This is a genomic window from Lactococcus sp. LG1074, assembly GCF_017309525.1.
GTDB lineage: Bacteria > Bacillota > Bacilli > Lactobacillales > Streptococcaceae > Lactococcus > Lactococcus petauri.
Window position 1 is genome coordinate 1732391 of sequence record NZ_CP071293.1, and the last position, 24117, is coordinate 1756507.

24 protein-coding genes and 1 riboswitch are annotated in these 24117 nt (G+C 38.2%); of the genes, 9 read left to right on the forward strand and 15 right to left on the reverse strand.

Translation table 11 applies throughout. From position 1 onward, the window contains the following. Nucleotides 1-14: 14 nt before the first annotated feature. The 6 genes from pyrH to typA form a co-directional block, all read right to left on the reverse strand. Nucleotides 15-731 (reverse strand): UMP kinase, encoded by a 717-nt coding sequence (gene pyrH / locus J0J36_RS08655; RefSeq protein ID WP_019292238.1) that lies wholly within the window; start codon nucleotides 729-731, stop codon nucleotides 15-17. A gap of 90 nt (nucleotides 732-821) precedes the next feature. Continuing rightward, nucleotides 822-2015, reverse strand: a complete 1194-nt coding sequence (locus tag J0J36_RS08660) for an acetate kinase (RefSeq protein WP_019294231.1) — start codon at nucleotides 2013-2015, stop codon at nucleotides 822-824. 118 nt (nucleotides 2016-2133) lie between these two features. After that, nucleotides 2134-3327 (reverse strand): acetate kinase, encoded by a 1194-nt coding sequence (locus tag J0J36_RS08665; RefSeq protein ID WP_019292240.1) that lies wholly within the window; start codon nucleotides 3325-3327, stop codon nucleotides 2134-2136. An 84-nt stretch (nucleotides 3328-3411) separates the two neighbouring features. Then, nucleotides 3412-4347, reverse strand: a complete 936-nt coding sequence (locus J0J36_RS08670) for a class I SAM-dependent methyltransferase (RefSeq protein ID WP_019292241.1) — start codon at nucleotides 4345-4347, stop codon at nucleotides 3412-3414. Nucleotides 4348-4392: 45 nt separating this feature from the next. After that, nucleotides 4393-4623, reverse strand: a complete 231-nt coding sequence (locus J0J36_RS08675; RefSeq protein ID WP_019292242.1) for a DUF3165 family protein — start codon at nucleotides 4621-4623, stop codon at nucleotides 4393-4395. Nucleotides 4624-4701: 78 nt separating this feature from the next. Next, entirely contained in the window at nucleotides 4702-6543 is a 1842-nt protein-coding gene (gene typA / locus J0J36_RS08680; protein WP_019335381.1) for a translational GTPase TypA, read from the reverse strand. A 320-nt stretch (nucleotides 6544-6863) separates the two neighbouring features. Here typA and J0J36_RS08685 point away from each other — a divergent pair, with 320 nt between their 5' ends. Genes J0J36_RS08685 through J0J36_RS08695 form a run of 3 tightly spaced genes read left to right on the forward strand, consistent with a single transcriptional unit; the run spans nucleotide 6864 to nucleotide 8434 of the window. Further along, nucleotides 6864-7076, forward strand: coding sequence for a YqgQ family protein (locus J0J36_RS08685; RefSeq protein WP_003133311.1), 213 nt, complete (start codon nucleotides 6864-6866; stop codon nucleotides 7074-7076). After that, nucleotides 7069-8034 (forward strand): ROK family glucokinase, encoded by a 966-nt coding sequence (locus tag J0J36_RS08690; RefSeq protein WP_019292244.1) that lies wholly within the window; start codon nucleotides 7069-7071, stop codon nucleotides 8032-8034. Before J0J36_RS08685 ends, J0J36_RS08690 begins: the two co-directional genes overlap by 8 nt. A 19-nt stretch (nucleotides 8035-8053) precedes the next feature. Beyond that, nucleotides 8054-8434: a rhodanese-like domain-containing protein gene (locus J0J36_RS08695; protein ID WP_019292245.1), complete on the forward strand. Its 381-nt coding sequence runs from the start codon at nucleotides 8054-8056 to the stop codon at nucleotides 8432-8434. A 39-nt stretch (nucleotides 8435-8473) separates the two neighbouring features. Here the strand turns inward: J0J36_RS08695 and J0J36_RS08700 are convergent, their stop codons facing one another. Next, entirely contained in the window at nucleotides 8474-8920 is a 447-nt protein-coding gene (locus J0J36_RS08700) for a DNA starvation/stationary phase protection protein (RefSeq protein ID WP_003133306.1), read from the reverse strand. A 110-nt stretch (nucleotides 8921-9030) separates the two neighbouring features. Here J0J36_RS08700 and J0J36_RS08705 point away from each other — a divergent pair, with 110 nt between their 5' ends. Continuing rightward, nucleotides 9031-9681 (forward strand): A24 family peptidase, encoded by a 651-nt coding sequence (locus tag J0J36_RS08705; protein ID WP_019292246.1) that lies wholly within the window; start codon nucleotides 9031-9033, stop codon nucleotides 9679-9681. On the opposite strand, the gene dinB is transcribed toward J0J36_RS08705, so the two are convergent. The 4 genes from dinB to J0J36_RS08725 form a co-directional block, all read right to left on the reverse strand. Then, nucleotides 9635-10732 carry a DNA polymerase IV gene (gene dinB, locus J0J36_RS08710; RefSeq protein WP_019292247.1) on the reverse strand — a complete coding sequence of 366 codons (1098 nt, stop codon included), beginning with the start codon at nucleotides 10730-10732 and terminating at the stop codon, nucleotides 9635-9637. The genes J0J36_RS08705 and dinB overlap by 47 nt on opposite strands. A gap of 162 nt (nucleotides 10733-10894) precedes the next feature. After that, the gene (murC, locus tag J0J36_RS08715; RefSeq protein ID WP_019292248.1) at nucleotides 10895-12226 is read right to left on the reverse strand and encodes a UDP-N-acetylmuramate--L-alanine ligase; all 1332 of its coding nucleotides are present in this window, start codon (nucleotides 12224-12226) and stop codon (nucleotides 10895-10897) included. A gap of 50 nt (nucleotides 12227-12276) precedes the next feature. Continuing rightward, on the reverse strand, nucleotides 12277-12906 hold the full coding sequence (locus J0J36_RS08720; RefSeq protein ID WP_019292249.1) for a hypothetical protein: 630 nt from the start codon (nucleotides 12904-12906) through the stop codon (nucleotides 12277-12279). A gap of 134 nt (nucleotides 12907-13040) precedes the next feature. Beyond that, on the reverse strand, nucleotides 13041-16151 hold the full coding sequence (locus J0J36_RS08725; RefSeq protein WP_019292250.1) for a DEAD/DEAH box helicase: 3111 nt from the start codon (nucleotides 16149-16151) through the stop codon (nucleotides 13041-13043). 561 nt (nucleotides 16152-16712) lie between these two features. Here J0J36_RS08725 and J0J36_RS08730 point away from each other — a divergent pair. After that, nucleotides 16713-18053 carry an amino acid permease gene (locus J0J36_RS08730; protein WP_019292251.1) on the forward strand — a complete coding sequence of 447 codons (1341 nt, stop codon included), beginning with the start codon at nucleotides 16713-16715 and terminating at the stop codon, nucleotides 18051-18053. Between the two features lie 73 nt (nucleotides 18054-18126). On the opposite strand, the gene J0J36_RS08735 is transcribed toward J0J36_RS08730, so the two are convergent. Then, nucleotides 18127-19071, reverse strand: coding sequence for a serine hydrolase domain-containing protein (locus J0J36_RS08735; RefSeq protein WP_153925381.1), 945 nt, complete (start codon nucleotides 19069-19071; stop codon nucleotides 18127-18129). Continuing rightward, nucleotides 19068-19844, reverse strand: coding sequence for a CppA C-terminal domain-containing protein (locus J0J36_RS08740; protein WP_206886706.1), 777 nt, complete (start codon nucleotides 19842-19844; stop codon nucleotides 19068-19070). Before J0J36_RS08740 ends, J0J36_RS08735 begins: the two co-directional genes overlap by 4 nt. A gap of 77 nt (nucleotides 19845-19921) precedes the next feature. Here J0J36_RS08740 and J0J36_RS08745 point away from each other — a divergent pair, with 77 nt between their 5' ends. From J0J36_RS08745 to J0J36_RS08760, 4 genes are all read left to right on the forward strand, one after another. Then, on the forward strand, nucleotides 19922-20710 hold the full coding sequence (locus J0J36_RS08745; protein ID WP_153925387.1) for a CPBP family intramembrane glutamic endopeptidase: 789 nt from the start codon (nucleotides 19922-19924) through the stop codon (nucleotides 20708-20710). Nucleotides 20711-20744: 34 nt separating this feature from the next. After that, a riboswitch (TPP riboswitch) is annotated at nucleotides 20745-20843 on the forward strand. Nucleotides 20844-20898: 55 nt separating this feature from the next. Then, complete coding sequence (gene thiT / locus J0J36_RS08750; protein WP_019335383.1) at nucleotides 20899-21435, forward strand: energy-coupled thiamine transporter ThiT; 537 nt, start codon at nucleotides 20899-20901, stop codon at nucleotides 21433-21435. Nucleotides 21436-21447: 12 nt separating this feature from the next. Next, a complete protein-coding gene (locus tag J0J36_RS08755) occupies nucleotides 21448-21927 on the forward strand; it encodes an aminoacyl-tRNA deacylase (protein WP_153925390.1) in 480 nt (159 codons plus the stop codon). 108 nt (nucleotides 21928-22035) lie between these two features. After that, a complete protein-coding gene (locus J0J36_RS08760) occupies nucleotides 22036-22392 on the forward strand; it encodes a DUF3397 domain-containing protein (protein ID WP_019292257.1) in 357 nt (118 codons plus the stop codon). Nucleotides 22393-22463: 71 nt separating this feature from the next. Here J0J36_RS08760 and J0J36_RS08765 read toward each other — a convergent pair whose 3' ends face one another. Both J0J36_RS08765 and J0J36_RS08770 read right to left on the reverse strand, forming a co-directional pair. Continuing rightward, nucleotides 22464-22679 carry a YdbC family protein gene (locus J0J36_RS08765; RefSeq protein ID WP_003133281.1) on the reverse strand — a complete coding sequence of 72 codons (216 nt, stop codon included), beginning with the start codon at nucleotides 22677-22679 and terminating at the stop codon, nucleotides 22464-22466. A gap of 48 nt (nucleotides 22680-22727) precedes the next feature. Next, nucleotides 22728-23993 (reverse strand): UDP-N-acetylglucosamine 1-carboxyvinyltransferase, encoded by a 1266-nt coding sequence (locus tag J0J36_RS08770; RefSeq protein WP_019292258.1) that lies wholly within the window; start codon nucleotides 23991-23993, stop codon nucleotides 22728-22730. Nucleotides 23994-24117 lie beyond the last annotated feature (124 nt).

Consider the following 24117-nt stretch of genomic DNA (forward strand, 5'->3'; position numbering starts at 1 on the left):
ATTTTATTATAAATTTATTCTACAGTTGTTCCGATTTCTTCACCTTGAACAACACGTTTAATGTTTCCAGATTCATTCATATTGAAGACAACAAGTGGAATGTGGTTGTCCATTGACATTGTTGAAGCCGTTGAGTCCATAACGTGAAGACCTTTTGTGATAACGTCCATGTGTGTAAGGTTGTCAAATTTAACTGCTGTTTCGTCAAGTTTTGGATCTGCATTATAGACACCATCGACACCATTTTTAGCCATTAAAATAACATCCGCATTAATTTCTGCTGCACGAAGTGCTGATGTTGTATCTGTGGAGAAGTATGGCGAACCTGTTCCACCTGCGAAAATAACGACGCGACCTTTTTCAAGGTGTCGTTCAGCGCGACGACGGATATAAGGCTCTGCAACAGCTTTCATTTCGATAGCTGTTTGAACACGAGTAGGTACGCCAAGTGCTTCAAGTGTATCTTGAAGAGCTAAGCCGTTCATGATTGTAGCTAGCATGCCCATATAATCTGCTTGGGCACGTTCCATACCGATCTTTTCACCGGTCACGCCGCGCCAGATATTTCCACCGCCACAAACAATGGCGATTTCTGCACCAAGAGCGTATACTTCTTTGAGCTCTTCAGCAACTTTTTTCACTGTTTCAGGATCAATTCCAAAACCCTTTTCTCCAGCTAAAGCTTCGCCAGAAAGTTTCAAAAGTACGCGTTTATATTTAATATCAGCCATAGTTACCTATCTCTTCTCTATTCTTTTTTATCCCTACTATTTTACCATAAAATTTAGCTGAAAAAAAGACCATATGGTCTTTTAACAAGATTATTTATTTTTTGCAGCTTCAACATCACGCGCAATAACCAATTCTTCGTCTGTTGGTATAACCAAAACTTTAACACGTGATTCTGGAGTAGAAATGATGCCATTCGCCCCGCGGACATTCTTTTCTGGGTCAATTTCCATACCAAACCAGGACAAGCCTGCTACAATATCACGACGAGCATCAGTATCGTTTTCCCCAATACCTGCTGTAAAGATAAGTGCATCTGCTCCATTGAGGACCCCGAAGTACTGTGCGATAAATTTCTTCAAACGGTCAATAAACATTTCATAAGCTAGGATAGCTTTTTCATTGCCAGCGTTACGTGCTTCCTCTAGGTCACGCATATCACTTGAAAACTCTGATACACCAAGTAAGCCAGATTTTTTATTGAGCACATCAATAACATCTTGCGCTGACCGTAGGCTAGGATCACTTTCAAGCATATAAGAAATCACCGAAGGGTCCATTTCTCCTGAACGTGTGCCCATCATAACACCCGCTAGTGGTGTGAAGCCCATTGAAGTATCAACAGACTTTCCGCCTTCAATAGCAGTAATCGAAGCACCATTACCAATGTGAGCGGTGATAAGTTTTAGGTCTTCTAGTGGTTTCCCTAAAACTTTTGCTGCTTCACGTGACACATACATGTGTGAAGTTCCATGCGCTCCATATTTACGAATAGCATAGTCGGTATAGTATTTTGTTGGAATGGGATAACGGAAGGCTTTTTCTGGCAATGTCGTGTGAAAAGCTGTATCAAAGACAGCTACAGCAAGTGCATCTGGAAGTAATCGTTTAAAAGCCTCAATCCCTAGCACATTTGCTGGGTTGTGGAGAGGGGCTAAAGTTGAAAGGTTTTTTATCTCTTCTAAAACTTCAGGAGTAATTACAGTAGACGTATTGAAAAATTCTCCACCCGCAACAACACGGTGACCAATAGCTGTAATCTCACGGAAACTACTAATGAGTTTAAAATGTATCAACTCGTCCATCAAAAGCAAGACTGCTTGACGATGGTCAACAATATCCTGCTCTCTTTTATGCACTTGATCATCAAACTTCGTTGTTGAAATAGAATCTTTCAAACCAATACGTTCAAAAATACCTTTAGCAATAACTTTTTCTTCTGGCATATCATAAAGTTGCCATTTTAGTGATGATGATCCAGCGTTAACAGCGAGTGTTTTTTCCATATTTTAAAAATCCCTTCAATATGTAAGTGTTTTCTTTTTGTCTTACTAGTATAACATAACTTTAAAAAATATCTTAAAAGAAATATTAAAAAAACGGCATTTTACACGCCGTTTTATTTTATTTCGCTTTTGCCGCTTCAACATCGCGTGCAATTACAAGCTCCTCATCAGTTGGAATAACAAAGACTTTAACGCGTGATTCTGGTGTTGACATTTCTCCTTCAAATCCAAAAACATTCTTAGAGAAGTCAACATCAATACCAAACCATGACAAACCTTTTAAGACGCCTTCACGTACTGGAGCTGAGTTTTCCCCTACACCTGCTGTAAATACAATCGCATCGGCACCGTTCAAAACAGCCAAGTATTGACCAATGAATTTTTGAATACGATCAACATACATTTCGAATGCTAAGGCTGCATCTGTATCCCCAGCATCACGAGCAGTAATAATTTCACGCATATCAGAAGACAAACCAGAAACACCAAATAGTCCTGACTCTTTATTCATCATGTTGACAACGTCTTGAGCATCCTTGAGTGAATCGTCGTTAGCAATAAGATAAGGGAAAACAGAAGGATCCATATCGCCTGTACGTGTTCCCATCATAATGCCTGCTAAGGGTGTGAAGCCCATTGAAGTGTCGATGGACTTGCCACCTTTTACAGCAGTGATTGAGCCCCCATTACCGATATGAGCAGTAATGATTTTTGTATCCTTAATATCTTTGCCTAACATTTTTGCAGCTTCTTGTGCCACAAACATGTGTGAAGTTCCGTGTGCTCCATATTTACGCACTGCATTTTCAGTGTAATATTTTTTAGGCAATGGGTAACGGAAAGCTTTTTCAGGCATTGTTGTGTGGAAAGCCGTATCAAAAACAGCTACCGCTGTTGCTTCAGGCAACAACTCCAAGAAAGCCTTTATACCAGCAGCATTTGCTGGATTGTGAAGGGGAGCAAGCGGTGAAAGCTCTTCAATTTGTTTCAGTACTTCCTGATCGATCAAAGTAGATTTTTTAAATAACTCTCCACCAGCGACAACACGGTGACCTACTCCTGCAATCTCTGAAAATTCTTCAACAATATGGAAACGTTTCAAGTCTTCAAGTAAAATGTGAACGGCTTGTGTATGATCTACAATATCCAACACACGTTCTTCTTTTTGATCATTAAATTTTACGGTTGTGACTGAATCTTTCAAGCCAATACGTTCGATTAAACCTTTTGCAAGAACTTTTTCTTCTGGCATTTCATACATTTGCCATTTCATTGATGATGAACCAGCATTAACCGCAAGAGTTTTTGTCATTTTATCTATCCTTCTTCTTTCAAATTTCTCTTAAATTATATCACAAAACCAATTTGAAGGCAGTGACTGGCCAAGAGTTTTTGGTCAAATCTTAACATTTTTCACAAACTCAGACATAAATTCTTGCAAAATAGAACGGTCTGCTAAATCAGACAAGGGGTAAACAAAAGTCGGTGTATTTGTCTGGTTTTTACTTAATAAATAAATTGATTTCCCTGCACCTTTAAAGAGTGATGAAGGTAATGTAATAACTGCAGCAACATGCGCATGCTCTTTAATCCAAGCCTTCAAAAACTCAGACTGTGCACTTGTCAAAAGATTATCTGGAGCTAAGAAGAGCGCAAAACCACTCTCTTTCAGATATTTGAAAGATTGCTCAACCATTAAATGGTGCACATAGGTATGTTCTGATTTGTCATGCACTTGAAAATGGCTGGCTGTTTCATCGTCTGGATAATAACCAACTGGGAGATCACTCATCACAACATCCACAGGTTCCAAGGGCTGTGGTTTAACGGCATCGATTTGGAGAAAACTTGCTTCTGTTCCCATGACTTCTGACATTGAAGCGGACAAATCCAACAAGAGGTCATCTACTTCAAAACCAACATAGTCTACTTCTTTTTGCATGTGAACCAAAAGCGTTTCCGCCAAATTCCCCGTTCCTGAGCCAAATTCTAGTAAACGAATCTTTCTTTCTTTGTGTAACTCCTCAATGATAAAATTAAAGATGAAACCAATAGAATCCGGAGTTAAATTATGATTTGCCTGCATTGGTGCGACACGTGACCCCTGAAGCAAAACAAACTGAAACAGCTTTTGCCATTCACTTTTCGTGAGGTTCATTGAACGAACCTTATCATTATTTTCCTTCGTCAGTGACGCAAATTCTAAAGCGCCTAAGTAAGCTGCATTTTGTTCCACAAAAGCATCATAAAAATCAGTCAAGAGCTCTGCTTGAATTGCCATAATATTCTCAAGAACTAATCCAAAGGCTTTTTCGATTTTCTCTATATCCATGTAACCTCCAAAAAATAGTCTGCCCGAGACAAACTATTTCTTATTTTATAATTTTTCAATTTCCACAAGAGCCTTAACAGCGAGGGCTAAGAGTGCAATCACCATTGCAATTTCATATAAAGCAGCACGGTGACTGACCGCTTGACCGATGGCTACAGCCACGATGAGGACAGACACAGATGCAAAAACAAAGATATCTGCACTTCTTCTCACATCCTTCGGCATTAAAAAGATATAGCCCAAGGCAAATAAAACTAAAAGTATCAGATAAAACATGCTTTTCTCCTTATTTTTGGCTTCTTAGTCTTTCCTCAAATTCCTCTGCTGTTTCAAGCGCCATATGCAAACTATTATTTATTCAGCAGTTTTTTTCTTTTTCGTTGCTTTTTCACGCATTGCTTTGTCAAGAATTTGTTTACGCAAGCGGATTGATTCTGGTGTTACTTCCATGTATTCGTCATCACCCAAGAATTCTAATGATTCTTCAAGAGACAAGATTTTAGAAGCGTTAAGGACTGAAGTTGAGTCTTTATTAGATGAACGAACGTTTGTTTGTTGTTTAGCTTTTGTAACGTTAACTGTCAAGTCATTATCACGTGAGTGCTCACCGATAATCATACCTGCATAAACTTCTGTACCCGCTTCAACAAAGAGAACACCACGCTCTTGTACGTATCCCATAGCATATGATGTTACAGAACCTTGGTCCATAGAGATCAAAGCACCACGGCTACGTCCACCGATTGTTCCTTTAACCATTGGCATATATTGGTCAAATGTGTGGTTCATGATACCATATCCACGTGTCATTGACATAAATTCTGTTGTGAAACCAATCAAACCACGTGCTGGAACCAAGAAGACTAGACGTGCTTGACCATTACCTGTGATTTCCATGTCCAACATGTCACCCTTACGTTCTGAAAGGGCTTGGATAATTGATCCTTGGTATTCTTCAGGTGTATCAATACGTACACGTTCAAATGGTTCACATTCTACACCGTCAATTTCTTTAACGATAACTTCTGGACGTGAAACTTGAAGTTCATAGCCTTCACGACGCATTGTTTCGATAAGGATAGACAAGTGCAATTCTCCACGACCTGAAACGATCCATTTGTCTGGTGAATCAGTATTTTCAACACGAAGTGATACGTCTGTTTGAAGTTCTGCTTGCAAACGTTCTTCAACTTTACGTGCAGTTACCCATTTACCTTCGCGGCCTGCGAATGGTGAGTTATTTACAAGGAAAGTCATTTGAAGTGTTGGTTCGTCAATGTGGAGAACTGGCAATGGTTCAATGGCATCTGTAGGTGTAACAGTTTCACCTACGAAGATATCATCCATACCAGAAACAGCAATCAAGTCACCTGCTTTTGCTTCAGTGATTTCTTGACGGTCAAGGCCAAAGAAACCAAAAAGTTTTGTTACACGGAAGTTTTTAGTTGAACCATCAAGTTTAGACAGTGTTACATTGTCCCCAACTTTAATTGTGCCACGGAAAACACGTCCGATACCAATACGACCCACGAAATCATTGTAGTCCAAGAGAGAAACTTGGAATTGCAAAGGTTCATCAGAGTTATCGATAGGAGCCGGGATGTGTTCGATGATTGTATTAAAGATTGGATCCATTGTTGCTTCTTGATCTGCGGGATCATCGCTCAATGAAGATGATCCATTAATAGCTGAAGCATAAACAACTGGGAAGTCCAATTGATCATCGTCGGCACCAAGTTCGATGAAAAGTTCCAACACTTCATCTACAACTTCTTGTGGACGTGCAGATGGTTTATCAATCTTGTTCACGACAACGATTGGTGTCAAGTTTTGATCCAAAGCTTTTTTCAACACGAAACGTGTTTGAGGCATTGTACCTTCATAAGCATCTACGACAAGAACAACACCATCGACCATTTTCATGATACGTTCTACTTCACCACCGAAGTCCGCGTGTCCTGGTGTGTCCAAGATGTTGATGCGTGTGTCGCCATATTCTACAGCTGTATTTTTAGCAAGGATTGTGATCCCGCGTTCTTGTTCAAGGGCGTTAGAGTCCATTGCGCGTTCAGCAAGGTTTGTACGGGCATCAAGCGTTTGTGATTGTTTAAGTAACTCATCAACCAAAGTTGTTTTACCGTGGTCGACGTGGGCAATAATCGCAACGTTTCTGATGTTTTCGCGTAATTTAGTCAATTTATTTCTACCTATTCTTTCGAAAAATTCATACGGAAATCGCGTCTCCGTAGCTTGAACGCTAGCTTTTATGGTGCGCCCAAACAATATATCAGATTTATTATAGCACACTTTTTGTCAAAGGCGAAAATGCACGCGTTTACAAGTTTTCTAAGGGATAAAATTAACAAATTTGACTCACTTCCTACTATGAAAATTAGTTTATATTTTTGAAATAGTCCAAACAAGTTAACCGTTGGTTAAGAAAAATAACGACTAAAAAGTCACTTAAAAACTTATCAACACTTGAAAACCGCTTACAGTTAGGGTAAAATAGAACAATGAAAACACTTTATGATGTACAGGAATTGTTAAAAAAATACGGTTTTATTAATTTCATGACCAATCGCTTAGATGCGATTTATTTTATGCAACAGGAACTTACAAATATGGTTGAACAGGGGATTTTTGAGAAAAGTGATAAAGAATACCTCACTGCCCAACTTATTTTACGTCGTGAAGAAAGAATTGAGAAGGAAAAACTAAATGGCTAACAAAATTATTGGTATTGACCTCGGCGGAACTTCTATCAAGTTCGGTATTTTGACACTTGAAGGTGAAGTTCAAGATAAATGGGCTATCCCGACAAATATTCTCAGTGACGGAAAACATATTGTCCCTGATATCATTGAGTCTATCAATCACCGTTTAAATCTTTACAACTTGGATAAGTCTGACTTTATTGGTATTGGAATGGGCACGCCTGGTACAGTAGATATTGAAGCTGCTACTGTCCGAGGTGCATTTAACCTTAACTGGGCCGATACTCAAGAAGTTGGTGCGCCTATTAGCGAAGGCGTCGGCCTACCATTCATTCTTGACAATGATGCAAATGTTGCAGCTTTAGGCGAGCGTTGGGTCGGAGCTGGTGAAAATCAGCCAGATGTTGTCTTTATCACTTTAGGAACTGGAGTTGGTGGCGGTATTGTTGCTGCTGGAAATCTTATCCACGGTGTTGTTGGCGCTGCCGGTGAAATCGGACATATCGTAGTAGAACCACATGATGGTTTTGCTTGTACTTGTGGAAACCATGGTTGCTTAGAAACAGTCACTTCTGCTACTGGCGTCGTACGTCTTGCAAGAAAATTCGCTGAAGAATACGAAGGAAGCAGCCAAATTAAAGCAAGTATCGACAATGGTGACGAAGTAACTTCAAAAGACATCTTTATTGCAGCAGAAGCAGGTGATGCCTTTGCACTTAGCGTTGTGGATAAATTTGCTTATTACCTTGGTTTTGCTTGTGCTAACCTTGGAAGTACCCTAAATCCTGCTGCTATTGTCATCGGTGGTGGCGTTTCTGCTGCTGGAGAGTTTCTTCGTTCTAAAGTTGAAACTTATTTCCAAAAATATTCGTTTTCAACAGTACGTGATTCTACAAAAATTAAACTTGCTGAGCTTGGCAATGATGCTGGTATCATCGGTGCCGCAAGCCTTGCTTTAAAATTCAAATAATAATCTTAGGAGAACTTAAATGATCTGGATCATTGACTTTATACTTTTAGCCCTCATTGTTGTCTTTTTTCTCTATCCACGTTGGACACTCAAACGTAACGCCAAAGTCGTTGAAGCACCTGAATTTGAACGTTTGATGGCTACTTCGCAACTTATCGATGTACGCGAAGCAGCAGATTTCCGAGTAAAACACATCCTTGGTGCTCGTAATTTACCTGCTTCTCAAATAGAACAAAGTTTGAACGCAATCAACAAAAAGAAACCTGTATTACTTTATGAAAATGGTAAACCAACAGCTTCAGTCAAAGTTGCTAAACAACTCAAAAAAGCTGGCGTACCAGAAGTTTATATTCTTAAAACTGGCTTGAACAACTGGCCTGGAAAAATTAAAAACGGATAAAAAAAAAAAGACCTTACCGCGTGTGTAAGGTCTTTTTTATTATCCAAGTTCTGCTTCGAGCATCCAGATTGTTTTTTCAACATCTCCGAGTGCAACTGTATAAAGGTCAACAGTAACTGCATCATTTTCAGATTCAGCAATATCCATGCCTTCTTGGAAAAGTTTAGCCAAGTATTTGTAAGTATCCAAGACACCGTGCAAACGTTCAGACATTGATTTATCCCAAGTTGCTGGTTGAAGCTCAATTTTTGACTTCTCATCAAACTCTTTAAGCGTTGAAACTGGTGAACCACCAATCGTAATTAAACGTTCAGCAAATTCATCTAAATGCTCGTTAAGTCCATCCATGAACTCATCCATTTTAGGATGCAAAGTCAAGAAACCAGAACCACGCATATACCAGTGTGTTTGATGAACAAGTGCTGCTGCTTGAGATAAATCTGCAACTGTTTGATTCAAAACTTCTTGTGTTTTTTCCTTAGACATAGAAACCTCCAATTTTTTATTTCTATTACAATTATATAAAAAAAGAGGTCAATTATAAAATATTCTGCTTAAGATTGTGAGTTTTTTATCTTTTTATCGTATTAATAAACATGCTTATATTTTACTTCATTATCGGGACCATCTTTGGCTCTTTCCTCGGTCTAGTAAGTGAGCGCTGGGATACAGAAGCCTCAATTATTTTTGGGCGTTCACAATGTAGTTCTTGCCAAAAAGTCCTCAAATGGTGGCAACTCCTTCCTTTAATCTCTCAATTCATCTTTAAAAGTAGGTGCGCCTTTTGTGGAGAAAAATTTTCTTACAGTTATTTTATCTTAGAATTTCTTACCGGAATTCTCTTTGGTGCACTTTGGTTTGATTTAGACTTACTCCACTTTTTAACCCTCTTCATAAGCTTACTTTTGAGCAAATTTGATATTGATACTTACTCTTATCCTTTAAATATTGGTTTAGGCTTTACTGCTTGTTTTTTTATTTTCTTTCCTATCAGTCCCATAAGCTATTTCTGGCTCGGTCTTGCTTGTGTTTCTTTTTTTATCAATATTGGGATTGGTGCTGGCGACTTCCTCTGGCTTTTCTTGGTATCTTTTTCTGTATCTTTAGAAGAAATCCTCCTACTTATCCAACTGGCTTGTATGTTTGGCCTATGTTTTTTACTCATTAAAAAAAGGAAAAAACTCCCCTTTATTCCTTTTCTCAGTTTTGCATATCTAATCGTAATTCTTCTGCCCCAAATCCCGTAAGGGTCACTCCAAGAAGGCGGACTCCTATTGTTTCATCATAATCAATCTCTTCCAGTAAATCCTGAGCCACATGTGCAAGTGTAATTGCTTCATTTATCTTCTCTGAAAGTTTTTTGCGTTTCGTAATTGTCTTAAAATCAGAGTAACGTAACTTGAGTACAACTGTATCACCCAGAAGTTGATGGCGTTTCACATTAGTAGAGACGCGTTCGGAGAGGTTAGCGAGTTCCTGTTTGATATCTTCACTATTATAGAGGAGTTTGCTATAAGTTCTTTCTTTACCTACTGACTTTCTTTGACGACTTGTCACAACTGGAGCATGATGAATACCATTGGCTTTCAAAAAAAGATTCCAACCATAAACCCCAAAGCGTTCAGCCAAGAGTAATGGGTCAGCTGCTTGAATTTCCGCGCCGGTAAAAATTCCCAGCTCATGCAGCTTTGCTCCAGTAGCCTTACCCACACCGTGAAATTTTTCCACTGGCAGTTCTGCTAGAAAATCTTTTGCTGCCTCGGGCAGGATGACAGTCAAACCATGGGGCTTTTCATAATCCGAAGCAATTTTTGCTAAAAATTTATTATAGGAAACCCCCGCTGAGCAAGTCAAACCAAGCTCAATAAAAATATCATGCTGTATAAGTTTCGCCACTTTGATTGCACTTGTTGATCCGATCTTATTTCGCGTAACATCCAGATAAGCTTCATCAATGGATGCCGCTTCTACTTCATCAGTATAACGATTAAAAATTTCCCGCACTTGTTCTGATATGGCACGATACTTTTCATAATTTCCACTGATAAAAACAGCTTGTGGACAGAGTTCATAAGCTTCTTTTGCACTCATAGCCGAGTGGATTCCAAAGGCTCTAGCTTCATAGGAACACGTTGAAACAACGCCACGTCCTCCTGTTTCCAGTGGATTCCGTGCGATAACCACAGGCTTACCTTTTAATTCTGGATTGTCCCGTATTTCTACTGAAGCGAAAAAGGCATCCATATCAATATGGATGATTTTTCGTGACGTATCATTGACCAGTGGAAATGTTAGCATACTTTTATTATATCATAGAGCTGATAAGCGGTATAGGTTTACAGATTGGGGTATATAATTTAATGGTGCTAGTTTTTTGGGGATAATGATTGTTACTTTTAAATCATTTATCTTCTACTTTAACAAATAAAAAAACTTCCTGTTGAGGAAGTCTTTTTGTTTTTACAATGTATTTTTTGTCAACTGACTGAGCAAATCCTCAAAGGCTGCTTCATATTGTTGGATATTGCCTGCGCCCATGAAAACATAAACACCGCGGTTGTGATCCAAAAGTGGCGAAACATTTTCCACTGAAATAACACGAGCAGGCTTACGTACTTTATCCGCAAGGTCTTGTGCTGTAATTTCATGGTGGTCAACTTCACGCGCAGAGCCATAAATTTCAGCAAGATATACAGTATCTGCAGAATCAAGGACTTGAGCAAATTCATCTGCAAAGGCGATTGTTCGTGTAAATGTATGAGGTTGGAAAACGGCTACAATTTCACGATCTGGATATTTTTGACGCGCTGCATCAATCGTTGCTTCGATTTCGGTAGGATGATGTGCGAAATCATCAATAATGATTGTTTCGCCAACTTTTTTCTCTGTAAATCGGCGTTTTACACCAGAGAAAGTCAACAAATGATCAGCAATATCATTCATATCCAAGCCAAGCTGATGTGTTACACCAACTACCGCTAAAGCATTTGCAATATTGTGCTTCCCATAAGCAGGCACGACAAAGTGTCCGATTTTTTCACCGCGGAAATAAGCATCAAAAGATGAGCCGCGTGTTGAGCGGATGATATCTTTTGCTTGATAATCATCTCCATCTTCAAAACCATAATAGTAAATCGGTGCTTCTGCTGTAATTTTACGTAAATAAGGATCTTCTCCAAAAACGAAAATACCTTTTTTAATATTTTGAGCATAGTCTTGGAATGCAGAGGCTACATCATCGATATTTTGGAAATAATCAGGATGGTCAAAGTCAACATTTGTAATAATTGTATATTCTGGATGATAAGGCATGAAGTGACGTTCATATTCATCAGATTCAAAAACAAAATACTCACTGTCCGCATTTCCACGTCCTGTACCATCACCAATCAAGTATGACGTATCCACAGCGTTTTTCATGACATGAGCTAAAATTCCTGTCGTTGAAGTTTTACCATGCGCCCCCGCAACCCCAACACTGATAAAATCTTCCATGAAATGACCTAAAAACTCGTGGTAACGTTTAAAAGTGAAGCCATTTTTTTCAGCAAAAGCAATTTCTACATTATTGTCCGTACGGAAAGCATTCCCTGCAATCAACTCAACTTCTGGTGTAATATTTTTCTCGTCAAAAGGAAGAATAGGAATACCCGCTTCCTCAAGTCCACGTTGTGTAAAATAGTAGTCAGTTGTATCCGAGCCTTGTACTTTTTTACCCATTTGGTGGAGCATAAGAGCGAGTGCACTCATACCTGAGCCTTTAATTCCTATAAAATGATATACTTTTTCCATGATAAATAAGAAATTTCAGTCGGAACTGAAATCTTTTCTCCTTCTTTTATTTAAAGTCCGCGGTCAAATAAGTTCTTCCGTTTATTATCGAAATACTCATTTTTTGCAGTTTTAGCCTTATCTTCTCCTTTTTGAGGAGAGCCAGAAATAATAGCTTCATCGAGGTTTAATCCTCGTTTTTTCATATCCCGAATCGGATTATTAGTGGCTGGACGTCTTGGAGACATCGGCTTTTGTTCGATTGTCTTCTTTTCACTCGATGCCGGTTTCGCTGCATTAAGTACTGCTGATGAACGGCGCAAAGAAAAATCATCTTTATCACGCTCTAGCGGATGAACATAGCCTTTTGGACGTTTAGGAGGTACCGCTGCTTCTCTTTTGGCCTTTTCTTTTGATTCATCAACACTCGTTTTTTTAGGCATTTTATCAAAAGAACTATACCCACTATGATTGCTATTTAATGGACGATGTTGAGTGCTATAGCTGACCTTTGTTTTTATTGGCTTATAGACATCTGAACGTTTTTTATCAGACATTTGAACACCACCAAAAGAAGCCTCGTCTTGTTGACTAGGATTCTTAGTAATCAGTTGTGAATTTGTCATGATGACGCGTGTGTCTTTTTCAAGCATTTCATCATCATCTATGATTGGAAATACGACTCTTCTTCCTTCGTTCATTGCTTGCCCTACTTAATTTTTTGTTTGTCTTGAAACTTTTCCTCTACGTTCCTTAAAAAGTTTGTTTAATCTTATTTTTTTCTTAGGTAAGTGTTTCAATTATTATTATATCGCATTTTCAGTGATTTTTAAAGTTATAGTCCCAAAATTTCTCTGATTTCTGCTTCGCTGAGCGTCTTATCAATCACATCACCGTCTAAAACATTTGCAATCAAATCTTTTTTACGTTCCTGAATCTCCATGATTTTTTCTTCAATCGTTCCTTGTGTAATCAAGCGAATGACTTCAACAGTACTCTTTTGCCCCATACGATGAGCTCTTGCAATGGCTTGTTCCTCAACCGCTGGATTCCACCAGAGATCGACCAGGATAACAACATCAGCACTTGTAAGGTTCAGACCTACACCACCTGCTTTCAGTGAGATGAGGAAAGCATCACGACTTCCAGCATTAAAGGCTTGTACCATTTCTAACCGTTCTTTGACTGGAGTTGAACCCGTTAGCTTATAAGCTGTGAGATCCAATTTTTCCATGGCTTCTTCAATATAAGGGAAGGTTTTGGTAAACTGTGAGAAAATCAAAGGGCGATGACCAGAAGCCTTGACTTGCTCTAAAAGCTCCATCAAACTGTCTAACTTCCCAGAACCACCTTCATAATTGTCCATGAAAAGTGCCGGTGTATTACATATTTGACGGAGTCGTGTGATTCCTGCCAAAATTTCAATACGTGATTTCTTAAGACTCGCACTGTCCATTTGACGGACAGATTGTTGCATCAATTCCAATTGTGCTAAGTATAAGAGCTTTTGCTCTTCAACCATGTTATTGCGTAAGGTCATTTCCATCTTATCAGGCAACTCTGTCAGAACTTCTTCTTTTTTACGACGCATAATAAATGGATGGATAATACGGGCAATAACTTCTGGCGACATCTTATTAAATGTTTCCCGTTTTGGTAAAAAGCCAGGCATTACCACTTGGAAAATAGCCCAAATTTCTTCTAAGCGATTTTCCAACGGCGTTCCTGATAAAGCAAAAGTATGCTCAACATTCAGTTGACTAAGTGCTCTATTTGTTTTACTGCTGTAGTTTTTCACAGCTTGTGCTTCATCCAAGAGAAGATAGTTAAGCTTCTTGTCTTGATAATCATCGAAATCCTTAAGGAAACTTCCGTAACTTGTAATATAAACTTGATGTTTCCCGTGAATCAAAGCATCACGATCGGCCTTCATCCCATCAACAACCACATAATCTACCGTGTCCGTAAATTGCTCAAACTCACTGGCCCAGTTGTAAATAAGGCTGGCAGGAGCAGTGACTAAGGCTGTTTCATCTTCTTTTAGATTTGATAGTAAATAGGTGATTGCTTGTACTGTTTTACCCAGCCCCATGTCGTCTGCCAACACACCTCCTAAGTGATAGTGCGTTAACATAGACATCCAACGAACTCCTGTTTCCTGGTAACTTCGCAGTTCTGCTTTGACATGCTCAGGTTTTTCGTAAGGGAAGGTTTCTGGGTGCGTTAAGTGTTCATAGAAGGCTTTAAATTCATTCGAAAAATTGCTACTTGAAATATTTTCAAATATTTTAGAAACTTGGAAGCTACGTGTCACATTGACTTCTAAGCTCGTTCCACTAATAGTAAAATTATCATCCAGTTCTCGTAAAGCCGATTTCAACTCACTGAACTTCTGGTCAAAGATAAATAATTTTCCGTTTTCACTGACATAATATTCCGCATTATTTTGCAGTTGTGCAATAACATTTGCAAATTCATTTTCGCCGATGCTTGGCATTTCAAAGGCGATATCCAACAAGCCTCCTCGACGATCAATCATGATTTCCGGCACTTCATCGACTTTCATATCCATTAGTCCAGGAGACAGTTTTACTTGACCTAATTTCTGGAATTGGGGCAAAATTTTAATAAAGAAAGTTTCTGCAAATTGTGCCGAAAGCGTAACAGAACTTGTAAAAGAACGTGTGAAACCAAAACGAGCCATGAGCGTAAATATCTTATTTTCTAGGCGTAAGTCTCTTGAAAACTCGAGTGTTTCTAATTCATGGAAGTGTTCCACTTTAAAATTTCCATAATCAAATTGAACCGAAAGTTCTATATTTTGTCCATCAGGATTAGCAAAGTTAAAAATCGGTGTAAAGGGGCGAATAACAAAATTTTCAGGAGCTGAGATTTGACCTAAACTAGAAAGTTGTTGCAGTGCTTGCGCTACTTTGTCCTTATCCATATATGAAAATTGATTATGTTTTGCACCCTCAAGTTCTTTTTGAACCAGCTGTAACAACCGTTTTTGTTCATGGTCAACCTTATAAAAAACATGATTATAATATAAAAGCGAACCACTGTAAAAGGAACTGAAAGCATTATCTTCGATTTTTAGCTCAATAAAGTCTCTTTGGCTTGTCACACTAAATTTAAAAATTTCTGAATCTTCGTCAAGAGTAACGAAGGTGAAATAGTTAACCAATGCACCTGATAATCTCAAGCTAAAACGTGACAAGTTAGAAGCCAAATCCATTGCCTCTTCAATAAAAAGATAAGGGAAGTTGAGGTAACGTCCATTTTTAATATATAGTTGATTGGCCATTTGGGCATCAAGTTTGCCATGTATTTTAAGCAAGAAATTCAAAAAGTCTTGACTGGCTTCATCGAAATTATCAAAAAAGAGATCAACATAGTGAAGAGCACCAAGCGAATATTGTCCAAAGTTTTGCAATGTTCTCAAAAAATATGGAATATCCTTAATCACATAAGCCCTACCTAAACGTTCGCTATATAAGCGTAAGTCAAAATACATGAAGTAATCCATAGAAAAAACATCATAGAGTTGTGAATTATCTTCAACATGTACTTCAATCGAAAATTGCTCTGCTCCGAAATTAACTTGTGTTTCCCCATTCAAGGCATCTAAAAAGGCAGCGTTGGCAGCCAATTCATCATTTGCCACTAGCTCAATCTTTTCTATATTTTTTTTATCGTCTTCGATTTCTTTATTTTCATTCTTGAGGTATTCTTCTACTGCAGCAATGTGCTTACAATAGCGATGATTACGCTGAAAATCAGCACAAGAACAATAGTCCTGCGCTCCATCCATATCGTAAATTACTTGTTCTCCTGCAACCTCTGCAGAAAGTTTAAAATCTTCTATTGACGGATCAATTAAAAGCCCCTGACTATACAGGGCTATTCCTTCACTGCGTACACGTGCTGGCATCATTCTGCTCATTTTATCTTTATCCTATTTTTGATGCCTTTTTGCACCAACTCTCCGTCTATTTTTTCTTCTAAATCCCTTTAAAATGTGCATACATTATACCATATTTGGCTAATTTTTTCACGAATGCCCTAATAAAAAACGTATGTCCGTCTTCAATAAAAATTTTTTCTAAGACTTAGTTCCTTCAGTGTAAGTCAATGTAAAAACCTTTTGATATAAAAATTTTTTAAGTCCACTTTTAATTTTTTAATTTGTGCAAAAATTTGAATTTTTGTATTATTTGTATTATACTTTACACTATTAAAATAAAGAGGCTCAAAAAATGATTAACGCTTATCACACAGTTTTGTTGTTGATTATGGGCTCACACTAAGTACTGGAAAGTAAAGGTGTGAGTCCTCTTTGGCGTTGGTCAAAAAGGGGCAAAGAGATGTCCCTTTGGGCATCTTTTTTTAATTTATTTTTAACGATTATTGCTACTCAAACGTGACAATAAAATGAGAGGAGACTTAATTTGACTTAGAATTTTAAATTAAAAATATTTATTTTTATAACGAGAGGAATTTATAATTGGAAAATAATCAAAATTTACAAAAGAGAATGGCAACACGCCATATCACTATGATTGCTCTAGGTGGAGCAATTGGGGCTGGACTCTTTAAAGGGAGCGCTTCCGCTATAGAATCTGCTGGTCCTGCTGTCCTTCTTTCTTACTTTATCGGAGGCGTGGTTTTATTCTTTGTGATGAAGAGCTTAGAAAAATTAGTTCTCAGCTCGGATGAACCACATGGCCTCTCAGGTTTGGTTCAACCTTATCTGGGTAACCATGCGGCCGACTTTACCGACTGGGTGTATTGGTCACTTTGGATGATTAATATTATTGCCGAAGCTGTCGCTGCTGCTAGCTTTATACAGCTTTGGTTTCCTAATATCCCTTCATGGGCTTTTGTCTTACTCATCGCTATCCTAACGTCACTTATTAACCTACTGTCAGTAACATTCTTTGCCGAAACGGAATACTGGCTTGCTTTTATCAAAATCAGCGTTATCATTCTTCTTATTATTTTTGGTGTCATTTTAGTTGCACAAAACATTTTTAATACCAACTTGATATCTGCATTTTCAGGGATGACAAAATATGGTGGCTTTGCGCCACACGGACTTAAAGGCGTTATCAATTCTTTATTGATTGTTATCTATTCCTACGGTGGTTCTGAACTCATTGCCATTACTGTTAGTGAGACAGAAGATCCTAAAACTGCTATCCCGCGCGCTATCCGAGGCGTTATTGGACGTATCATTTCTTTTTATATCGTCCCAATGTTCCTCTTGCTCCTTATCTACAACTGGAACGACTTGGCAACATCAACAATGAGCCCGTTTGTCATGGTCTTTAACAAAATGCATATTCCATTTGCTGCAGATATCATTAATTTCATTATTATTCTGGCGCTCTTTTCTTCAATCAACTCTGGCATTTATGCCTCTTCAAGAATTTTATTCTTCCGCTTAAAAAATCATAAAGGGAAGTTTTCGCAAAAAATTGCTACTTTAAATAAAAGCAAGGTTCCTCAAAGAGCTGTGCTCTTCTGCTCTGGGACATTGTATATTGGTGTTGTTCTTTCTTACTTCTTAGGAGACAGCTTATTCAACTATCTCGCTGGTTCTTTATCTTACACTGTCCTTTTAGTTTGGTTCTTAATTAGTCTTGCAGGCTTCTTATTGGCGCGTAAGGCCAAAGCTCTAGGTACTATGAGTATGAGTCTTATTGCTCTTATTGCTTTGTTATTGATTTTCTTTGGTATCCTTACTACTAACCCTATTGGAGTAACCCTCTTTACCGCACTACTTTACTTTATTATATTAATCAGTTATCGGAAAAAGAACGATCCTGTAGACAATATCAGTTAAGAAATATTAAACATTTTCCTTTTTAAAAGGAAAATGTTTTTTTATGTGGTAGTAAAAAAAGCTGACAGGACTGTCAGCTTAAATTTTTTATGAGTGTTTCAATCAATACATCGCGATCTGCAATCCATTGTGCCCGCTCATCTTTCAGATGCACACGATTGGATAAGAAAATCACCGCTTTTTTTGCTTCCAGATTCATCAGGATGAAAGTTCCTGTGTAACCTGTGTGCAGTAACCATTGGTCATGTAGGAAGTCCCAAGCTAAACTTCTTGGACGTTGACCCGCTGCAAAATTTTTCTGTAGGGCCAAATATTTTGTGTCTGAAAAATAACCTTGAACAAATTTCACTAAATCATTCATGGGTGCAAAAAGCCCTGCTGATCCACAATGTTTTCCTAACACTTTTGCTTTTGGATCATGAACTGTTCCCACTCTCGTATCTAGACTTGTGGGTACAGCATTGGTAACAGGACCAAAAGATGTGGCAGACATGTCCCACTTTTCAAAAACCTCTGCTTTAAAAACTACGTCTAAAGATTTCCCATAAAGCTTTTCAAGCATAAAGCCCAACAAAATAAAGTTAATATCTGTGTAGTGACAACTTTTGTCTTCCGTTACCTCGATATGGTCAATCGCCTCTTTTAAACCTTTAAAATCTAACTTATCACGGTTTTCAATAAACGGATTGATACCTGTTGTATGAGTAAGAAGCTGTCTCAAAGTGATGCTCTCATCATGAAAATCAGGATAATAATACGTAAACGGAGCATCCAGACTTAACTTTCCTGATAAAACGAGGTTAATGACTACTGTTCCTGTACCTACAACTTTTGAAACGGAAGCTAAATCCCATTTTTTCCCTGCAACCAATGGCTCGACTTGTGGAAGTATTGCTTGATTGCCTCGAACAAACTCTTGAACCTTTGTTCCTTCTACAATAGCAATCTGGCAGCCTGGGAAAATTGCTTCTGCCACATAGTCATCAATTGTCGCTAAAAATTCTTCTTCACTTTTCATAGGCCTTGTTTTGTAAACCAAAGTTCCATGTGGTGTGGGATGTCAATAGCCAATGTCTTTGCTTTTTTATCCAGATACAATTTTTCATCAGGTAAATCATCTGCAAACTGAGCCAAATCAAAAGATGGCGACACTTGAAAACGTAAAAGCATCAGGTCTAGCTTTTCATCCATATTAGCTGTCAAGTCAGGTCCATCATTTTGACAAAAGACCAGATGCAAGCCAGCAAGATCTAAAAGATTCCCTTGCGCTTTTACAGCAAGAATTTTTTCGTACTCTGAAATAATAGACTTTTCAGCAATATTAATTTGCACTTCTTTAATAGCGAAATCGGATAATCCTGTAAATTCTCCCTCATCAAAGTCAACTTCAGATTTAGCAACTTCCATTAAGTCTGACCAATCATTTACAGATACCATCAGAAAAACATCACTTTCTGGAGAAACAGCTTCAAAAGCCCAACTGTCTTTTACCTGATAAAGATGTGTGACTTGGTCCAGATTGCGCGCTAAAAGCTGTTCGATTTCATCCTCATCAGCTTGGATGACTGTACGTCCATGTTTTTTCACACCTTGAACTGGAACTACACCTGGTGATTCCTCTAAGATTAACCTTGGTTGCTTTGCTGCATAACCAGATAAAAAAACTTCTGCATTTTCTTCGTGCAAGACTTTCATGCCAAGCACATCACGATAAAAATTTAAATTTTCTTCGCGATTGAGTACACGGTAGCCTGGTAAGCAAACTTCTAAATTATTTATGAATTCTTTCATTCTGATTCTCCATTTATCTTCTTATATTTTATTAAAACTTATACAAATTATCAATGATTATATGTTAGAATTGTTCTATGATTAAATTTCGAGACCTTATTAAAAAACCTTGGACCTGGACAATTCTTCCTGCTCTTCTCTTTGCCCTTCCTTTTTCTTTACGGGCTGGTTGGGGGCAATGGTTAGGACTCAGCCTCCTTCTTTATCTAATTAGTTTAATTTTTACTTATAAAAAATCAATCTGGCTTGCTTTCTTTGTACTTTCTTTATTGCCAAGTTTTGCTACGTCACTCATGAGCCAATTGCATTCTGGAAGAGCTTTTTCTTCTCTTGACCAAGTGATCTTTTTTATGATTTTCTTTATTGCTCTTGGCGTATCTTACTTTCTTGCTCGCCGCCGTAATATTATTCCACCGATTGCTATCAAAGAATTTCCCTTGGGCAAAATCGCCCTCGGATTTGGTGCGCTTTTCTTAGTTTCACTCTGTGTCAACATTTTAGCACAGGCGCTTGGTTTACACGCAAGTACAGAAAATCAAGAGGCATTGAATAGTCTCGCCCAGGTTATTCCTTTAGGCATCTTTGCTGTCCAAACGATTTTTGCCGGTTTCTTTGAGGAACTCACTTACCGTGTTGGCCCTTTCGAAGTTCTCTTCACAAAAAATAAATTTTTAGCTTTCATGACAGCAGCTCTGCTTTTTGCAGGTATGCACAGTCCAACAGATCTTTACAGTTGGCTTGTTTATGGCTCAATGAGTCTGGTGTTAACCACATTCTATTTTAAATACCGAAATTTTTACCTCAATATGGCCATTCATATGGCTTGGAATTTTCTGGGAATAAGTATGACATTTTTGCTAAAGTAAACATCTTATGGTATATTAAGATTGTAAAATTAAAAATTTGCACAATGGGTGCTCTAAGGGAAACCAAGAGCTGAGAAACACCATTTGACCTGATCTGGTTAGTACCAGCGTAGGAATGTGTTTGTATAGGGGACTGCTGTCTTCAATTCTCTCTAACCCTCCTTTGTGCCAACAAAAGGAGATTTTTTATGTCTAATTCTAAAGTTTTAGAACTTACAGAAACAGCTATTGCTGCTGCATTAGCTCTTGTCTTGAGTTTCATCTCGATAAACTATGCTCAAGTTTTTTATCTTGAGCTGGCAGTTATTCCCTTACTGGTCTTAGCCTTGCGCCGCGGCGTCTTTTGGGGCATGACAGGCGGGCTAGTATTTGGCCTACTTCTGATTGTATTAGGTCAAGCTACTATCTTGACTCCAGTACAGGCCTTGCTTGAATATATTGTTGCACCGATTTCTCTTGGTTTAGCTGGTGTTTTGCGCAAAAAGGACTCTAGCCAAACACGTACAATCTTTGCTGTAGCTTTTCTCGGCGTTCTTATCAAATATTTTTGGCACTTTGTCGCTGGTGTTATTTTTTGGGGACAATATGCTTGGAAAGGCTGGGGGGCTATTCCCTATTCATTTGTTGTCAATGGAATAAGTGGACTTGCGACCGCAGCTCTTGCTGCTCTAGTCCTTGTTCTGCTCTCCAAGAGTGCACCTCAGATTTTTCAAGCGAAAAAGTGATATAATGAACGCATGAGCAAGAAAAAGAAACTGAAAAAAACATTAGTTGAACAAATTCTGGACAAAGGTCAAGTCAATCATGAAGGGCTTGCTCTCAATGCTTTAGAAGCAGAGCTCATGCCTGAAGACATCCAACATCGTGACATTTATAAAACGCTCGCACTTATAGGAGATAAAACGGGTCCAATCGTTGGGATTCTTCCTCTGACAGAGCATCTTTCTGAAAAGAAATTAGCAAAGGTCTCCGGAAATAAGAAGGTCCACATGATTCCTCAAAAAGATTTGCAGAAAACCACTGGATACATCCATGGTGCTAATAATCCTGTCGGTATCTGGCAAACCAAAAGGTTCCCTATCTATATCGATACCATCGCACTGGATGCAGATAAAATCATTGTTTCTGCCGGTGAAGTCGGCCGTTCTATACGCCTCAATCCAAAAGAACTCGCAACTTTTGTACAAGCTGAATTTGCTGAAATTCGTGAAATTTAAATAAAAAGGAAAGCTTAACTATGGCTTTTCTTTTTGTTTTTACATCTCGATTTATTGTTCCGACAAATAACACTTTACAAAAGTACCCAAAACCGCTAAAATTAAGCTATGTTACCTAAGATTATTGCCACTTTATATCCGCTTCTCAGCTGGATCGTATTGGTTTTCGCTTTTAAATTTTTACGTATTCGCCACTTGACTAATCGAAAACTTCGCATTCCTGATATTTTTGTCCTCTTTTTAATTTTTGGACTCCAACTTTTTTCAGAGCAATTTACTGCTATCAATATTTTGCCTTACTACTTTTTGATTCTTTCCTTCTTAGCTCTCGTCTTATTGCTATTAGATTTGTTCTATTTTAAAGACTTCAAATATAAACGTTTCTTTAAGCTTTTTTGGCGCATTACTTTTGTGATTACTTTTGCTCTTTACATCGCTATGATTGTCATGATTTACATGCATTGATAAAAGAACCATACTAATGGTTTTTCTTTTTATATATGATTCATAAAAAAAAACCAGAAAAACTGGTTTTTTTATTTGTTTCCGAGTTCTTTCAAAAGAACAGCAAATTCTTCATCTGTCAGCGTAATTCCCTTGCCCATCTTTTCATGGTCGGGCGACCACTGGCGCAAATCATACTTAGCTTCCATGCCATTCCATGACACGCGGTTAAGCTCTTTTGTCCAGCCTTTAGCATTTTCAGATAGAGTAATAAGATGCTCCTCAATTTCAAATTTTAAATCAGCCATATACACCTCCTATATTAATGATACGTAAAAAGTGTTAACTTTTCACAATTAATCTTCAATAAGTTGAATATCAACACCTAAAGCCGTCATTTTTTCTATGATACTATCGTAACCTCGAAGAATAAATTCAATATTTTCAATCGTTGTTGTACCTTCGGCGATAATACCAGCCAAAACTAAACTTGCTCCTGCACGCAAGTCGGTAGCACGAACATGAGCACCTTGAAGCTTATTAGGTGCTTCATAAATAATATGATCATCTACAGTTGAGATTGTAGCACCCATCCGTGCCATTTCTGGCACATGGTTGACACGTTTTTCATAAATCGTATCCTTAATCCAACCACGGCCTTGTGCTTTCAGTAATAACGGTGTGATTGGTTGTTGTAAATCAGTCGCAAAACCAGGGTAAGGTACTGTCTTAATATTGATAGCTTTTAAGTTTTCTGAGCGATGAACCTCGATAGAGTCCTCACGAATGGTCATGCGTACACCCATTTCTTCAAGTTTAGCAATAAAAGATTCTAAGTGTTCGTAGATAACATTGTCAACGATGACACCGTCTCCCATAGCTGCAGCCAAAGCAAGATAAGTTCCTGCTTCAATACGGTCAGGAATGACCGTATGACGTGCACCGTGCATTTCTGATTTTCCTGTAATACGAATCACATCTGTGCCAGCCCCACGTACCTTTGCGCCCATGTTATTCAAGAGTGTAGCTACATCAATAATTTCTGGTTCACGTGCTGCATTTTCAATAATGGTTACACCTTCTGCTGTACTCGCTGCAAGCATTGTATTAATTGTTGCACCTACAGAAACCATATCCATATAGATGGTTGTGCCATGTAATTTTTCTTCTTTAGCTTCAAGGTGCATGGCATCTTCAAGGTAAGATAACTCTGCTCCTAAAGCTTCAAAAGCTTTAACATGAAGATCCATAGGACGTGGACCTAAATCACATCCCCCGGGCAAACCAACTGTTGACTTCCCAAAACGACCAAGAAGTGCTCCATTAAAATAATACGATGCACGCAAAGAGTTTATCTTACCATAGGGCAATGGCTTTGAAACAACGTCACGTGTATCAATCGTCAAAATACCCGCATCAGTATCACGTTGAATTTTTGCGCCCATGATTTCCATGATATCAACCAAACTTGCAACATCTGAAATATCGGGAACGCCTTCAAGTGTAACAATATCGTTAGCTAAAATCGTTGCCGGAATAAGGGCAACTACACTATTCTTAGCTCCAGAAATCGTTACCTTCCCTGAGATACTTTTACCACCATTGATTACTATTTTTTTCATAAATTTATTACTCTATCACTTATTGTTTTATTTGAGACATGAAATACATGTACCCTCTATTCTACCATTTTTCCCGTCTTTTGAATAGATGAAAAGCATCCTTTTTTCTTCGCAGATCTTCATC

Excerpts from the sequence above, each read along its gene's own strand:
- pyrH (WP_019292238.1), bottom strand. The coding sequence starts at position 731 with ATGGCTGATATTAAATATAAACGCGTACTTTTGAAACTTTCTGGCGAA.
- J0J36_RS08660 (WP_019294231.1), bottom strand. The coding sequence starts at position 2,015 with ATGGAAAAAACACTCGCTGTTAACGCTGGATCATCATCACTAAAATGG.
- J0J36_RS08665 (WP_019292240.1), bottom strand. The coding sequence starts at position 3,327 with ATGACAAAAACTCTTGCGGTTAATGCTGGTTCATCATCAATGAAATGG.
- J0J36_RS08670 (WP_019292241.1), bottom strand. The coding sequence starts at position 4,347 with ATGGATATAGAGAAAATCGAAAAAGCCTTTGGATTAGTTCTTGAGAAT.
- J0J36_RS08675 (WP_019292242.1), bottom strand. The coding sequence starts at position 4,623 with ATGTTTTATCTGATACTTTTAGTTTTATTTGCCTTGGGCTATATCTTT.
- J0J36_RS08685 (WP_003133311.1), top strand. The coding sequence starts at position 6,864 with ATGAAAACACTTTATGATGTACAGGAATTGTTAAAAAAATACGGTTTT.
- J0J36_RS08690 (WP_019292244.1), top strand. The coding sequence starts at position 7,069 with ATGGCTAACAAAATTATTGGTATTGACCTCGGCGGAACTTCTATCAAG.
- J0J36_RS08695 (WP_019292245.1), top strand. The coding sequence starts at position 8,054 with ATGATCTGGATCATTGACTTTATACTTTTAGCCCTCATTGTTGTCTTT.
- J0J36_RS08700 (WP_003133306.1), bottom strand. The coding sequence starts at position 8,920 with ATGTCTAAGGAAAAAACACAAGAAGTTTTGAATCAAACAGTTGCAGAT.
- J0J36_RS08705 (WP_019292246.1), top strand. The coding sequence starts at position 9,031 with ATGCTTATATTTTACTTCATTATCGGGACCATCTTTGGCTCTTTCCTC.
- dinB (WP_019292247.1), bottom strand. The coding sequence starts at position 10,732 with ATGCTAACATTTCCACTGGTCAATGATACGTCACGAAAAATCATCCAT.
- murC (WP_019292248.1), bottom strand. The coding sequence starts at position 12,226 with ATGGAAAAAGTATATCATTTTATAGGAATTAAAGGCTCAGGTATGAGT.
- J0J36_RS08720 (WP_019292249.1), bottom strand. The coding sequence starts at position 12,906 with ATGAACGAAGGAAGAAGAGTCGTATTTCCAATCATAGATGATGATGAA.
- J0J36_RS08725 (WP_019292250.1), bottom strand. The coding sequence starts at position 16,151 with ATGAGCAGAATGATGCCAGCACGTGTACGCAGTGAAGGAATAGCCCTG.
- J0J36_RS08735 (WP_153925381.1), bottom strand. The coding sequence starts at position 19,071 with ATGAAAAGTGAAGAAGAATTTTTAGCGACAATTGATGACTATGTGGCA.
- J0J36_RS08740 (WP_206886706.1), bottom strand. The coding sequence starts at position 19,844 with ATGAAAGAATTCATAAATAATTTAGAAGTTTGCTTACCAGGCTACCGT.
- J0J36_RS08745 (WP_153925387.1), top strand. The coding sequence starts at position 19,922 with ATGATTAAATTTCGAGACCTTATTAAAAAACCTTGGACCTGGACAATT.
- thiT (WP_019335383.1), top strand. The coding sequence starts at position 20,899 with ATGTCTAATTCTAAAGTTTTAGAACTTACAGAAACAGCTATTGCTGCT.
- J0J36_RS08755 (WP_153925390.1), top strand. The coding sequence starts at position 21,448 with ATGAGCAAGAAAAAGAAACTGAAAAAAACATTAGTTGAACAAATTCTG.
- J0J36_RS08760 (WP_019292257.1), top strand. The coding sequence starts at position 22,036 with ATGTTACCTAAGATTATTGCCACTTTATATCCGCTTCTCAGCTGGATC.
- J0J36_RS08765 (WP_003133281.1), bottom strand. The coding sequence starts at position 22,679 with ATGGCTGATTTAAAATTTGAAATTGAGGAGCATCTTATTACTCTATCT.
- J0J36_RS08770 (WP_019292258.1), bottom strand. The coding sequence starts at position 23,993 with ATGAAAAAAATAGTAATCAATGGTGGTAAAAGTATCTCAGGGAAGGTA.